Below are 14,324 nucleotides of genomic sequence, written 5' to 3'. Positions count from 1 at the left end.
TCTCTGACTTATGCCAGTGGTTTAGTCCACTACCTCATACCGATATAATTCCGTGCCGTCCAAAAATAAAAGCTGTCTGCCACGATTGCTCGTAGCTTGCGGACGAAGCAGTGACCCGTCCGGCTTGCGGAACTGGATAAGCCGTTTCGTCACATATCGCGAGCCGTCCCGCTCCAATTCAAAAAATTGTTCTTGGTCGCCATAGCCGCCATTCATGATCAGCTTATCCCCATGCACGGCAAAGCGGCTGGCCCCCTTCACATCCGGCTTATAATAGACGGTCTGCCCCGCCTTGCGAACACCTAGTTCAAAGTCCATATAATAATAAAACCAAACTTCCTCATCAGACACGACATTCATCGCATAGCAATCACTGATATGATGATCGCCTGAGGAATCATGGTGCTCCAGCTGTCTCCCCTTATCATCCCAGCGAATTAATCCATGCCGGCCAATCGGAGTCTCCCAGCCAAAATTCCCATATACCCCTTCATCAAAATAACTCGTCCAAATGGAATTGTCCGGCGCTACATACAAATCTTCAATTCCGTCGCCCAAGCAAAACGATCGGAGACACTCACCTTCCATCGTAAACACGCGAGCATTCTCTTCGATATGATCTGCGCTGTGATATTCCGACCGTGCCCCCGCAAGCAGGGCTCGCTCTTGATCTAACGGTTGTACGAAATGATAATTCCAATGCTCGCTTGGCAGATGAAGAACCTGTTTACCTGTCTCTCGCAAGATTACTACTTTGTAGTCATATGCCTCTTCCGTAACCGTCTGCGGAAACAATCCTTGATGGAGCGGCGGCTGTTCTTTCGTCAATAACAGACATGGCTCACCGTTCGGTCCGATGGAAATGGAGACCGGCATATACGATTGCATCTCTTCCGCCAAATCAGTAATTGGTGTTAGAGAGATGATGTTGGTCTCTTTCATAGTTTGTCTTCCTTTCTATTATTTTTGTTATCTCTCAAATTTATCTAAGTGTACCATAGGGACATCTTAAAAAGCCGCAGGTATCCAGAAGTTTGGAGGATTACGCAACAGCATGCAACATTAATATAAAAGCCTATTGAATGGTTGGATCACTTGATGAAGTAGATATGGTAACGGTAGGGAGAAATCGGACAGGCGTCATCATTGCAGGGGATTGTGTAAAAATCGGCAGCGCACTTTTCTGCTGCTAATAGCTATGCCAATCAGAAGAAGAAAGTGTTTTTACATTACAAGAAAATCTTATACCCATTTCAATAACAAGAACGATAGAATTAATTGAAAAAGGCTGTAAGAAAACTATTTAAAGTTTCCATCACAGCCTTTTTATAAATAAAAAAATAAATATAATTACGAGTAATACAAATGTGCTAAGTATCTTAACATATAGTAATTTTATTACTGCTTCACGCTGCTAAAATTTGGTTGGTAACTAATACTGAACGTGAATGTTCATCCGCGGGATAATACCCTTTTTCGATGAGTTCTTTAATATAAATTTTATTATAGATGAAACAAAATACCAAACTAGTAACCCATGCCCCGATACCAAAAGTAAATGAACCTAATACACTAGCAATTATAAACATGATAATCGCCCATTTTAAGTCTCCTCGGAACAAAGCTGGCAAAAAGCCGAAGAAAAATGTGGTCCAACTAAATCCTACTTTCACTCTTTTCGACAATCCTGCATTATTTGTCATCGTAATCATTCTATATCCTCCTTCCTCTAACTTGATAGGCAATTTCTCATAGCGCCTGATAAAACATCCTACCCGTCACTACATCAAAAAGCAGTGATAAAAAACACTATTTAGTCATCGCTGTAACATCATTCCTATGACTATGTACATATTATCAATCACACGAATAAGTATCAATACTTATTTGCAATAGCAAAGTCGATAGTTATTGATGTTTTTAATCATAGGTCATATTACATTCCATCTTATACTTTTTGCATGCAAAAAAAGCGCTAGCCTTTGTGCATTTGGAGGCCTGTACACTAATCTTTAATAAAAATAATTAAACTATTTTCTACTATCTCCACAATATAATAACTTTTTCATTCTCCTATTCCACTTTTTAATATGGTACTTTTAAGCAAGTATTCGACACCATATTTGACAGCAAGCCGCTTCAAATATGCTAACAAATCGTCACTGCCCAATTTATCGTCCATGAAGGCATCCAGCTTCGAACGGTATGCCTCCCTCTCTTCCTCAGTCGCATTTTTCTTAAAGTAGCCCCACATATGCTGATACGCATTACTGACCGAGCCCTTTGTCGGTTCGATCTTTCCCGCTTCTTCAATGAGTTGATCGACCCGCTCTATGTCCTTGCCTTGCTTCAATACCTCTCTAATTTCGTTATAATGCTTCTGGCTATGAAACATGACCCGGTATTTTTCCCGGCTCCACAGTTGCTGTTTCTTTGTAAGGTCGTTCATCCGATCACTCCTGAATCAATGAAAGTAAGAGCTTCCTATCTTCCATAGGATTCTAAATACTCCAGTACATCCTCAGACCCTAAACTTCCACGATCTGTACTGACTGCATGTGCAACTAATAAAACTCGATTATTAACCGAAAAATATTCAACAGTCAAATCGAAATCGGCTGGACTGCCTATATCCAACTTCTCATCATTCGCCAGATAATAAGCGACGATGCTATGTTTTTCAAAACGGCCAAGCTCTTCTGTTGGTCTTGCAAATCCTACTGTAATGATCTGTTCAGCGGCCGGCCGTTCTGATACTGAACTGGTAACCCCTTTTTCCCGAAGACCCCATTTGTTTGATTTGGAATAAATGAGTCCGATCCTGTCTGAATTGGCCAACATGAAAAGCGTTCCAGTTTCATCTTCCAGCACAGAATACTTTTCTTGCAGTACAATATCTTCTTTCGAGAAGCCCTCATCTTTTAAAATATAGGCGACACTCACATATCTGTAATCGAAAATACTTAACAATCCCAGGCTAATTAATAAAATGACTCCCCCAATAAATGCCCGTTTCATGATTTCCCCCAAACCATATGAGTTGATTTACACGCGCAATGAACCGCGGAAGCCCCTTGCAGCATAATAGGAGTCCGCGCCATTATGATAGACGAAGACCGTATCGTAGCGGCGATCACAAAATAGCGCCCCGCCCAGTTTCCGAATCGCCGGCGGTGTTTGTACCCAGCTTGACGTTTTCAAATCAAATGCCCCAAGTTCCTGCAGTTTCCGATATTCCTCTTCCGTAAGAATTTCGACGCCCATGGCAGCCGCCAGATCCATCGCACTGTTCTCGGGCTTATTTTTCTTCCGTGCTTCCAACGCTTCGCGGTCATAACAAAGGCTTCTGCGACCCGCAGGGCTTTCTTTCGAACAATCGTAAAAAATGATTTCGCCTGATGCTGCGTCCAGGCCTACTACATCCGGCTCCCCGCCGGTTCTTTCCATTTCATAAAGTGACCCCAGCTTTTCTGGATTTGCTTTCAATCTCGCTTCGACTGCACCCCACTCCATCTCCACATGACGCTCTTTGTTTTCATCAAAACGGGCTTGCAATGTTTGAAGCAGTTCTCCAATTTCTTCAGCTGATAAATTGTTTTTCATTCGATATGCTCCTTCTTCTCTTATTACGTATCACTATTATGCTTGACGTGTACCCATTTCGCCATTCTTAATGATAAAATAGTACGTATATAATCGGGAGCAACTGTTAGAAAGGGAGTGTGGGCATTGGACTTTGAAGCTGTGATGCAGGAGATGGAGGCCCTCGGCAAGGAGCGGACGAAAAAAATATATCTATCCAACGGGGCGCAAGAGCCTGTTTTCGGCGTAGCTACCGGGGCGATGAAACCGATTGCCAAAAAAATTAAAATCAATCAGCCATTAGCTGAAGAACTGTATGCGACCGGAAACTATGATGCCATGTACTTCGCAGGCATTATCGCAGACCCAAATGGCATGACGGAATCGGATTATAATCGGTGGATCGACGGCGCGTATTTCTACATGCTTTCTGACTATGTCGTAGCGGTCACTTTATCTGAATCGGCGATTGCACAAGAGGTTGCAGACCGATGGATTGAAAGCGGCGATGAACTCCGAATGTCGGCAGGCTGGAGCTGTTATTGCTGGCTGTTAGGAAATCGGAAGGACCATGAATTTTCGGAGAGTAAAATTTCCAAGATGCTTGATATCGTGAAAGATACGATTCACGATTCCCCTGAACGGACGAAATCATCTATGAATAACTTTCTCTATACAGTTGGCATTTCTTATGTACCCATGCATGAAAAGGCACTCGAAACGGCAAAGGAAGTCGGTATTGTAGAAATCAAACGGGAAAACAAAAAACCTAGCCTTCTGAATCCCTCTGAGAGTATACAAAAAGATGTGGAGAAAGGAAGGCTTGGTTTTAAGCGGAAGTATGTAAGATGTTAACGTAATAGCGGCCTTCCTGGATTATAGGAAGGCCGCTATTGCTACGCAGTTTTCAGTTCGTTCACAAGGTCGGTTACACTTGAACACCTTTCAGTTCAATGCTCGTAATCTCCTCTGCAATAGCTTTTGTCAGGTCTTCAGCGGTCTTCGGGACAAAAGATTTCAAAATGGCATTGATCATCGGGCCCATTACCCCTTTTGCCGTGATGTCCAAATTCCCGTGCATCTCCGTTTCGGAATCCGAAATGGCTTCTGCTTTAAAATATCCATCACCTGCAAAGTTTTCGTTTACTCCTGTTAAGTTGAAGGTAACGAGAGATGGCTCTTTCCATTCAGTAATGTCAATTTGCAGCTTGACTGTTTTTTGCATGATCCCGATGTCACCTTTAAATGTCCAGGTGGACTGTGTGTCACTTAAGATTTCATGTTCCATATAGCCGGGGACGAGTGGTGCCCATCTATTCATATCACTGACGAAATTCCACACCTTTTCAATCGGTACATCTAGTTTGATCACATGAGTTCCGCTTGGCATATCAAGTTCCTCCTTTACGGTTGCAGTACTTCTTCCAATTCGCTAATTTCGCGGGCCGTCACGTTGCCGACATGCTTTCCGGCCAAGTAGCCGAATGTCAATGCAGGTCCTATCGTTCCGCCTGCTCCCGGATACGCCCCGCCCAAAATGCCCATTGCCGCATTTCCAGCAGCGTACAGTCCCGGAATGACTTCTCCGCGCAGACTCATCACTTGCCCATGTTCGTTAATGCGAGGTCCGCCATTTGTGCCTAAGGAGCCTGGATAGATCGGCAGTGCGTAGAATGGTCCCTTTTCAATCGGGCCAAGCATCGCTTCCGGACCTTGGAATCCTGTCGCAAATTTCTCAAAATGCAGCGAGCCTCGGTTAAAGTCAGGATCCTCCTGGTTTCGCGCATGCTCATTAAATCGCTCGACGGTCGCTTCCAATTGATCCGGATCCAGCCCGATTTGTCCAGCGAGTTCCCGTATGCTATCTGCTTGAGCAATCCAGTCCGGCGCTTTTTCGCCTGGTGCCATTGTTACGATTAATGTGCGATCTTTCAATTGTTGATCAAAAATCATATATACATTGGATTGATTCGGAAGTGACTGCGTATTTTGATCATATGTGTAAAAAGACTTCGGTAGATCCATATAAGTCGAACCTTCATTCACAAAGCGCTTTCCGTGTTGATTCACAATAATTGAATTCGCCATCGTACGCGCCTGCGAATCGATTTGATTGTAAACTCTGCCCTCATATTCCACAGTAGGATCTACAAACGCCGGAGACCACCAAGCTTCACTCATGTTGCCTAGTGCAGCGCCCGCTTCCATCGCCATGATTAGACCATCACCCTCGTTGTAGGCTGGTGTATGCGGATGCGTAATGGCTCCTTTTAAGAAAGAACGGACAAGCTCTTTGTTCCATTCAAACCCGCCAGAAGCGATCATGACCCCTTTCCGCGCACCGATAAAGAAATTGGTTCCGTCCTCTTTTTCTGCACGGACGCCGATGACGGCCCCTTCCTCATTCATCACAAGTTCTTTTCCAGGAGTTAACGTGAGCGTGACAATCTTCCGATCAAGCACCGCTTTAAATAGACTGCCAGCCAGGGCCCGTCCCATTGTGGTAATGTTCTTCTCCATCCGGGATGCGACAAGTGTAAAATCAATATCTGCCGGATCCACAGCTCCGCCCTCTTCCAGCGTCAATGGAGGAAAAATTGGGTTACGTCTAATTTTCTCTGACCACTCTCCCAAATCATTCAATGGAAATGGCAGAGGATCGAGCGAGCGTCCTTCCTTCTTACCCCCTGGCAGATCCGCGTAATAATCACCATAGCCTTTCGGGACGGAAAATTTAACAGGCGTATGCTCATGCAAGTAATCGATCATCTTCGCGCCGCTTTCAATGAAAACATCAATTAACTCCGCATTCGGCTCATTGCCGTGCGTCAGTTTTGTTATATACGTTTTGGCTTCATCATGCGAATCTTCCAAACCTAATTCCTTCATATAGCGGTTATTCGGAATCCAAGGTATTCCCCCAGAAAATGCAGTCGTCCCACCAACTTGATCCGATTTTTCCAGAATGATGACTTCCGCTCCTTGATCATGGGCAAGAATAGCTGTAGTTAAGGCCGCACCTCCACTGCCTACTACAACGACATCTGTTTCCACATCCCATTTCATCTCATTTTTTAAGATCAACTCGATTCCTCCCCTTCCCATTTTAGAAAACGCTTACATGACCATGAATAAATTGTATTTATTGACATGGCGTTGTCTTGTATAATTATAGATAAGATAATAAGTAACACAATAAACATTTTTCAGATAAATGGTGAGTTATAGACAAACATAGAGAGAATGTCAAAAAACAACGTACAAATCGACAGGGGGATGTGAATTGTCTACTAAAATTGACCCAAGGATCCAAAGAACAAAAGCGATGTTTGAAGAGGCACTACTGGAGCTGATGGAAGAAAAGGAGTACAAAAAGATCACTGTTCGGGAAATCTCCGAACGATCCACTTTGAATCGGGCCACTTTCTACTTGCATTACTACGATAAGGATGAACTGCTGGAACAAATGCTTGAGGATGCGCTGGATAAATTACGGGTTTGTGTTCAAGTCAATGAAATTGAATTCAAATACGACAGCGAAAATCCACATCCGATCTTTGTTCGGTTATTCAATAAATTGATGGAAAGGCAACGGTTTTACAAAGTGATGCTCATCAATGAAAAAGCGCCCTACTTTACCGAGTCCGTCAAAGACATTATCGAAATACTAGTCAGAAGAGGTTCGCAGTATATGATTGAGGACGGAACGGAGTTTACAGTGCCCCTCGAAATTTCAATTGCGTATATTACAACCGCCTATTTGGGTGTCATCATGTGGTGGCTGAGAAATGATATGCCGTACACCCCCGCCTATATGGCCAAACAGCTGACGAGAATGTCGACGATCGGTCCCTACGCGGAGAATCCTTACCTATGAACTGAAATAAAAAAATGCCAGGCACTCAAACCTATTGAGTGCCTGGCATTTTTATTTGTTAAGCAACCGCTTCAGTAACCTTCTGCGCATTTGCTCTCTTCACCGTCAGCATGACTACGAAGGAGATGCAATACAAGCCTGCTAGGTAAAGCATTGCCACTTTCATATCGTAGCTTTGCAAAATATAGCCGACCAGGATCGGGGAAAATCCGCCGACTGCCCGTCCGATGTTGAAGATCGTATTCGTCGCTGTGCTCCGGATTTCCACCGGATACAAGCTGCCGATCAACGCGCCGTACCCTGCGAACATTCCGTTTGAGAAGAAACCGACAATGGCTCCGCCTACGAGCACCATGACAGCACCTGTCGCACTGGCATACAGAAACACCGCACAAGCAGAAGCAAGTAAGAACAGGCCATACGCACGCTTCGCTCCAAACCGGTCCATGATCCGGCCAAACGTCAGCATCCCGATAATCATGCCGACTGCTGTACTGATTGTCCAAAGCGCGGAACCCGAAACCGATAGGCCTTGTGATTTCTGCAACATCGATGGCAGCCAAATCATCAAGCCGTTGTAGCCTGCAATTTGAACCGTCGCCATGAGGACCAACGCCAATGTTGTACATGTCGTTCTTGGATTTTCAAACAACTGAAGCAGCTTGCCTTTATCCGCTTTAGCAGTCTTTTTCATTTTCTGTGCAGCAAGCCACTCTGGCGATTCGTCCAAATTCTTGCGGACGATAAACGCGAAGATGACAGGCAATACACCAACAAAGAACAGCGCTCTCCATCCAAGAGTCGGCAAGATGATTGCGCTAAGCAACGCTGCCAAAATAACACCGTATTGTGCACCAACACTAACATAAGAGGAAGCACGGCCTTGCTTATTCTTCGGCCACGCCTCTGCTACAAGCGCCATCCCGATTCCATACTCACCACCAGCACCGATACCGGCAATAAACCGGAACACATACACTTGCTCAATACTTGTCGCAAGTCCCGTCAAAGCTGTCCCGACCGCAAACAAAATAATCGTGTACGTAAACACTTTAACGCGGCCATACTTATCCGCCAATATCCCAAACACAATACCACCAAGAAGCATGCCTATATTCGTAATAGATGAAATCAACCCGCCTGTTGCAAGGTCGATGTGAAATTCTGCAATGATCAACGACATGGCAAACGAGATAAACATAATATCCATGCCTTCCAGTGTCAAACCTGTAACCGACGCCACTACCGTCTTCTTACGATAATCCATTCCGTATTCCTCCAGTGTCCTCAAGATGTACTGCGCCTCTTTTTGAAAGAATGGATTGATCCAATTCCCCTTACCGGCCTCACAGAACCGGTTTAAAAAGAGCTGCCTTTAGGTTCAGGCAAAATAAAATACCCTTCCGTCTGCAAGGACAAAAGGGCATGAATAAACAAGATATCGATATTTGAACTCAGCAGACGATCTTCTATCCACCATCCCGAATTCAAATCAACACGGCTATTCAGCTACTCTTTTCGGCCTCACAGGACCGGCTTAAAGTATTTTTTTATAGTGTAGCAGAAAAGCATGGTCCTTTACTACTGGAAATTACGGTGAAATAAAAAGTTCTATTTGTCTGTCAATAAAGCATGGATTCTACTCTTCGTCCAGCTACGTATAAGTGGACCGGAAATGAAGCGGGACTCCTATATCAGGATCCCATGCTTTGTGAAAAAGGTATATGTCCAAGCTCTGTATACATAGATTAATTTTATCAAAGATTGAGCGCTTGTTTAAAATTGGGGAGTGAAATATGGGAGCGATCAACGGGAAAGATTATATAAACCGATTAAATCAGCTACATAATGAGATTTGGTATGACGGTAAAAAAGTGGAGGGGCTGGTCTCTGAACATCCTGCTTTCAAGGGACTGATTCAGTCAAAAGCGGCTCTTTATGATATGCAGCTTGACCCGAGATTTATTGATGAAATGACTTTTATTTCACCGGAATCCGGAGAACGCATCGGCCTTTCCTATTTGCAGCCAAAGACGAAAGAGGACCTGCTCAAACGAAGAAAAATGATGGAACGTTGGGCTCGGTATTCAGGCGGGATTATGGGGAGAACTCCAGACTATTTAAACACGGTGCTAATGAGCTTTGCTTCCTCAGCTTCTTTTTTTATTAATAAAGACTACTGTTTCCCAAATCACCTGCAAGCATTCTATGAAATGGCCCGGGAAAATGACTTATCCTTTACTCACACCTTCATTTCTCCCCAAGTGAATCGTTCAGCGATTTATATGGAAAATACCGATGAGCCCATCGCTGCAAAAGTAATTGAGAAAAATGAAAAAGGACTCATTATTAAAGGGGCTCGCCTGCTAGCGACACAAGGCGGATTAACAGATGAGGTATTAGTATTCAGCGTTGGGAAGTTTCTATTCAATGAAGACGAAGCGTTCGCTTTTTCAATCCCTTCCAATACGAAAGGTCTTAAGTTCATTTGCAGGGACAGCTTCCTAGGTGGTACATCTGCCTTTGATCACCCGTTAAGCTCGCGGTTTGAGGAGATGGATTCCATAGTTGTCTTTGATCATGTCTTAGTGCCGTGGAATAGAGTATTTTATTACAACAATGCCATAGCAGCTGAAGAGTTTCCCACTCAAAGCTCGTTCCATCCTTTTGCCAAGCACCAGGTTGTCACTCGCCAGATTGTAAAAACAGAGTTCATCCTAGGGATTGCTGAACATTTGATCCAAATAATCAAAATTAGCGAGTATCCGCATATCCAAGAAAAGATGTCCGAAATCATCACGGGCCTCGAAACCATGAGAGCCTTGCTCGAGAAGTCGGAAAACAATGCAGCGGTAGATGAATGGGGGTATATGCGCCCTGAAATTTTCCCGCTTCAAGTCGCGGGAACCATCTTCCCTAAAATCTATCCTCGATTCACCGAAATTATCCAGCTGATCGGTGCAAGTGGAATGATTAACCTGCCAACCGAAAACGCCTTTCATTCGGCCATACGAAGTGACCTCGATTTATATCTTCAAGGAGCCACGAAGACCGCAGAGGAACGGGTTAAAATCTTTCGATTAGCGTGGGATCTGACGATGAGCTCATTCGGAACAAGACAAACCCAATACGAACGGTACTTTTTCGGTGACCCGATTCGATTGTCAAGCGATTTATATAAGAAGTATCCGAAGAGTGAATATGTAAAGACAGTGAGCCGTTTCTTGGACTTTGATGATAAATGACTCTATGCCGAAGTAATTAAAAAAGCAGAAGGTAATCCGGAGAATTCACCAGCAATTCTCGGATGCTCCTGCTTTTTTTAGTGCGATACTAGTAACGCCAATTTATTTATACATTCTGTTCTTCAATTTCAAATGGTGCCTGAATACGAAGTCCTGTACCAACCAGTATGATTATATCATCATATCGTGGAAACATTTGGGTTTTTATACTATACTGGTGTCGTTAAGGTACGGAGGACGGGGAACGCTCTTGCCCTTGGGGACGGGAACGGCGTTACGGGCAGATGCAGCGAATTTATTTTTTCGGAAGTAGGGAAGAAAAATGATTGAGTTAAGAAAAATTACCCACGATAATTTTGAGGCAGTGTTGAAGTTAAGCATAACAGACGAGCAGAAAGGAAATGTGGATTCTAGCATATATTGTTTGGCTAAAGCCTATGTAAAGATACTCAACGACGAAAAACCTCCTATGATCTTCGCTATATGCAACAATGATGAGGTCATAGGATATGTCGATATTGGATTTTTCGAACTGGCGGAAAGTGCATTTTTATGTGAAAAATATGGAGATAAATCTACTTATGGACTTAATCGCTTTATGATTGATAAAAATCATCAAGGCAAAGGATTTGGCAAACAAGCAATGATGAAAGTTATTGATTACATAAAGTCGTTTCCACAAGGAAAAGCCGATGCAGTTTCAACATCATATTGGATGGTAAACGAAGCCGCCCGGAAGTTGTATGCGTCTGTCGGTTTCGTTGAAACAGGAGCGATATGGGACGGACAAACATTCGGTAATTGGAATGCAGAAAGAAAAGATATAGAGTATGCAGAAGTAGGTGCCAGACTCGGATTATAAAGCTAACAATTTAAATAGTGCATCGTACAGTATACGAATAACTATGCGAAGTCAATAGCAAAAATTGAAGACAAGTTGCTACATTTAGAAGTCGAGAAAAGCCAACTTCAAAAAAAGATGGAGGAAAGCTACTCAGCGAGTAAACTTTTCTCCATCAAAGAACAATTTAAAAAGCAGTGGCTTTCGAAACTTTGACTACAGAGACTCTTTTACGCTTCGTTGAAAAGATTGAAGTCAACGAAGATAAAAGCATCAAGATTTAATATAAGTTTGCCATGGTTGAGCGATTATAATCCACTCAACCTTCTTGTAAAACTAGCAAAGCCACACACTCCACATGCACCGTATGCGGGAATAAATCCACAGGCTGCACAGTCTCCAGCGTATAGCCAAACGGCAGTAATTCGGCAACGTCTGTTGCGAATGTATCCGGGTTGCATGATACATACACAATCCGTTTCGGTTGGGCACGTCCAATTCTGCGCATTACTTTGCCGCCGGCTCCGCTGCGCGGCGGGTCGATGAGCAAGAGATCCGCAAGGCCCCAGCTTTCGTGCACTTCGTCGATGCCCCGGCGTGCGTCGCGAGCGAGGAAAGTCGTGTTGTGCAAATCGTTATCGAGTGCATTCCGTTTTGCGGATTCAATCGAGGTCTCCACGATTTCAATGCCGGCGAGCTCCTTGACGCGCGCAGCAAATGGCAGGGAGAATGTTCCGACTCCGCAAAACAGGTCGATCATCTTTTCTTCCTTCTCCGGCTTGCCCATCTCGAGTGCCAAATCCACGAGCTTTTGCGCTTGTACCGGATTTGTTTGGAAGAAAGTATCGAACCAGAGACGGTAGCGATAGCCGCCAAGTTCGTCGTAAATGAAGTCCCGTCCCGCTAAAACGAACGTTTCTTCCGACTGCGTACGATCCGCCCAATCCGTGTTGACGAGCCACAGCAGGCTTTTCACGTTCGGATAGTTTGCCGTAATTCTAGCAATCAAATCCTCTGCTGCCTTTGCGAGATCTCCCTCTGGCGATTCTGTTGCAAACAATGCCAGCATGACCTCGCCTGTCGCGAATGACTCGCGGACCATTAAATGACGAAGCAGTCCCTGGTGTGTGTCTTTGTTGTAACCATTCAGCTGATGCTCTTTCACCCATTTGCTTACTTCCATCGTAGCGTCCACCATATTCCGGCCTGCAATCAGGCAAGTTTCAAGCGGAATGATTTTGCGGAAATTTCCTTGCTCATGAAGGCCGAGATCCCCTTCCGGCGAGAAAGTGAACTCCATTTTATTGCGATAATGCCAAGGTTCCTCCATGCCAATCGTGTCCTGCACGAGAGACGGATCCAAACCGACGCTTTCCAGCGCCTCTTGAACATGTCCCGTTTTATGCTTCAGCTGACCTTCGTACGACCAATGCTGCCAAACACAGCCCCCGCAAAGCTCGAAATGCGGACAAGGCGCTTCCACCCGTTCGGGATTCGCCTTGAGTATCTTCTCCGGCAACGCCTTCCGTCTTCTCTTTTCCGGCTGGTCCACAATTACTTGTACCGTTTCGCCCGGCAAAGTCTGCGGAATCGTCAGCTTCAGCTTTTTCGGATTGCTGCCCTGCTCGCTCTCCCGCCAAAGTACGGCCTGTCCGTTCCCCTTCTTATCCAGACGGTGGACATCTGCGACCAATGTCTCTCCAATTGTAACAGTCATAATTACAGCCTCCTTTAAACCCTATCATTCTCTATTCAACGGCTTCGCCTAGTTTTGTGAAGTGATGCACTGACCTATTATAGCGAAGTTTGGATGGGTTCACCATACTGAAATGCTAGGGAGAGGGGCATTATTACCATGTCGTTTGCCTACAGGTATCACATACGCGGGATTATCTGAAGAAGAGAATGGTTTCTTCAATGAAAGCCTCAATGGCCGGTGCCATATAACGATCCTTCAAGTATGTTAAATAGACTTTGCGTTCCAAAGAAGACGAAACGATTTCTTTATGGACCAGCCGCGCGCTAAGTCGATCCGCCAAGTAATTTTCAGGAATGAGCGAGACGCCAAGATTTTCGAGGATTAGACTTAATGCTGTTTCGAAACGTTCTACTTCATATTTGATATAGGGAGAGATGCCCTTAGCCGTAAACGTCTCCAAAACATCCTCTCTTGTTTGAAACCCTTCACTTGTTATGATAAACGGTTCTTCCTGCAAGTCACTCAATTCAACTGCATCCTTATTAGCCAATGGATGGTCCTCATGTACGACGAGTACGAGTTTTTCTTTGTATAAGGGCACCGTTTGAATATCATCCTCATCGATTAATTGATTGGTAATAATCGCATGGGATTTATATTGCCGCAATGAACGTTTTACATCTTCTCCACTTAGCTCTTCTGTCAGAAACAGATTCATATCCGGAAACTTCCCCTCATACTTTCGGATAACTTTTGGAATCCAATGTTTCACTGACTCAATCATCCCTAATCGCAGCTCTCCTTTTCCAACGAGACGCGCTTCCTGCATTTCTTTTTCCAAAATAGTCATGTCGAGCAAAATGTGAAGCGCTCTCTCGTATAGTAATTGGCCGGATTCTGTTAGCCCAATATTCCGTGTATTGCGCTCCAGCAGTTTAAATCCTACCTCCTCTTCCAGATTTTTGATGGCATTACTTAGAGATGGCTGGGATATATGAAGTACACTGGCGGCTTTCGAAAAGCTTTTCTGCTCAACGATTGTGACAAAATACGTTAACTGTTTCAAATCCATTTTGATTT

At 44.3% G+C, this 14,324-nt stretch carries 14 protein-coding genes; 4 read left to right on the top strand and 10 right to left on the bottom strand.

Annotated elements, in window-relative coordinates:
• Nucleotides 1–21: 21 nt before the first annotated feature.
• From L7D49_RS10975 to L7D49_RS10955, 5 genes are all read right to left on the bottom strand, one after another.
• Nucleotides 22–942 carry a hypothetical protein gene (locus tag L7D49_RS10975; protein ID WP_238080884.1) on the bottom strand — a complete coding sequence of 307 codons (921 nt, stop codon included), beginning with the start codon at nt 940–942 and terminating at the stop codon, nt 22–24.
• A gap of 464 nt (nt 943–1,406) precedes the next feature.
• A complete protein-coding gene (locus L7D49_RS10970) occupies nt 1,407–1,712 on the bottom strand; it encodes a DUF2628 domain-containing protein (RefSeq protein ID WP_238080883.1) in 306 nt (101 codons plus the stop codon).
• 353 nt (nt 1,713–2,065) lie between these two features.
• Entirely contained in the window at nt 2,066–2,449 is a 384-nt protein-coding gene (locus L7D49_RS10965) for a YbgA family protein (RefSeq protein ID WP_238080882.1), read from the bottom strand.
• Nucleotides 2,450–2,484: 35 nt separating this feature from the next.
• Nucleotides 2,485–3,018 carry a hypothetical protein gene (locus L7D49_RS10960; RefSeq protein WP_238080881.1) on the bottom strand — a complete coding sequence of 178 codons (534 nt, stop codon included), beginning with the start codon at nt 3,016–3,018 and terminating at the stop codon, nt 2,485–2,487.
• A 27-nt stretch (nt 3,019–3,045) separates the two neighbouring features.
• Nucleotides 3,046–3,603, bottom strand: coding sequence for a DUF4256 domain-containing protein (locus L7D49_RS10955; protein ID WP_238080880.1), 558 nt, complete (start codon nt 3,601–3,603; stop codon nt 3,046–3,048).
• Nucleotides 3,604–3,729: 126 nt separating this feature from the next.
• On the opposite strand from L7D49_RS10955, the gene L7D49_RS10950 reads away from it, so the two are divergent.
• On the top strand, nt 3,730–4,437 hold the full coding sequence (locus L7D49_RS10950) for a DNA alkylation repair protein (RefSeq protein WP_238080879.1): 708 nt from the start codon (nt 3,730–3,732) through the stop codon (nt 4,435–4,437).
• A gap of 73 nt (nt 4,438–4,510) precedes the next feature.
• Here L7D49_RS10950 and L7D49_RS10945 read toward each other — a convergent pair whose 3' ends face one another.
• Nucleotides 4,511–4,972 (bottom strand): CoxG family protein, encoded by a 462-nt coding sequence (locus L7D49_RS10945; RefSeq protein ID WP_238080878.1) that lies wholly within the window; start codon nt 4,970–4,972, stop codon nt 4,511–4,513.
• Nucleotides 4,973–4,986: 14 nt separating this feature from the next.
• Nucleotides 4,987–6,666 carry an FAD-binding protein gene (locus L7D49_RS10940; protein ID WP_272493174.1) on the bottom strand — a complete coding sequence of 560 codons (1,680 nt, stop codon included), beginning with the start codon at nt 6,664–6,666 and terminating at the stop codon, nt 4,987–4,989.
• A 199-nt stretch (nt 6,667–6,865) separates the two neighbouring features.
• On the opposite strand from L7D49_RS10940, the gene L7D49_RS10935 reads away from it, so the two are divergent.
• The gene (locus L7D49_RS10935) at nt 6,866–7,459 is read left to right on the top strand and encodes a TetR/AcrR family transcriptional regulator (protein WP_238080877.1); all 594 of its coding nucleotides are present in this window, start codon (nt 6,866–6,868) and stop codon (nt 7,457–7,459) included.
• 58 nt (nt 7,460–7,517) lie between these two features.
• Here the strand turns inward: L7D49_RS10935 and L7D49_RS10930 are convergent, their stop codons facing one another.
• The gene (locus tag L7D49_RS10930; RefSeq protein WP_238080876.1) at nt 7,518–8,726 is read right to left on the bottom strand and encodes an MFS transporter; all 1,209 of its coding nucleotides are present in this window, start codon (nt 8,724–8,726) and stop codon (nt 7,518–7,520) included.
• Between the two features lie 529 nt (nt 8,727–9,255).
• On the opposite strand from L7D49_RS10930, the gene hpaB reads away from it, so the two are divergent.
• Complete coding sequence (hpaB, locus tag L7D49_RS10925; RefSeq protein WP_238080875.1) at nt 9,256–10,704, top strand: 4-hydroxyphenylacetate 3-monooxygenase, oxygenase component; 1,449 nt, start codon at nt 9,256–9,258, stop codon at nt 10,702–10,704.
• A 322-nt stretch (nt 10,705–11,026) separates the two neighbouring features.
• Nucleotides 11,027–11,566, top strand: coding sequence for a GNAT family N-acetyltransferase (locus tag L7D49_RS10920; protein WP_238080874.1), 540 nt, complete (start codon nt 11,027–11,029; stop codon nt 11,564–11,566).
• A gap of 298 nt (nt 11,567–11,864) precedes the next feature.
• On the opposite strand, the gene rlmD is transcribed toward L7D49_RS10920, so the two are convergent.
• Nucleotides 11,865–13,262, bottom strand: a complete 1,398-nt coding sequence (gene rlmD, locus L7D49_RS10915) for a 23S rRNA (uracil(1939)-C(5))-methyltransferase RlmD (protein WP_238080873.1) — start codon at nt 13,260–13,262, stop codon at nt 11,865–11,867.
• A gap of 172 nt (nt 13,263–13,434) precedes the next feature.
• Nucleotides 13,435–14,316 carry a LysR family transcriptional regulator gene (locus L7D49_RS10910; RefSeq protein ID WP_238080872.1) on the bottom strand — a complete coding sequence of 294 codons (882 nt, stop codon included), beginning with the start codon at nt 14,314–14,316 and terminating at the stop codon, nt 13,435–13,437.
• Nucleotides 14,317–14,324: the final 8 nt, after the last annotated feature.

The organism is Sporosarcina cyprini (genome assembly GCF_022048975.1).
Classification (GTDB): domain Bacteria; phylum Bacillota; class Bacilli; order Bacillales_A; family Planococcaceae; genus Sporosarcina; species Sporosarcina cyprini.
Note: the sequence above shows the minus strand (reverse complement) of the source record. Positions and strands in the feature narration are given on the sequence as shown.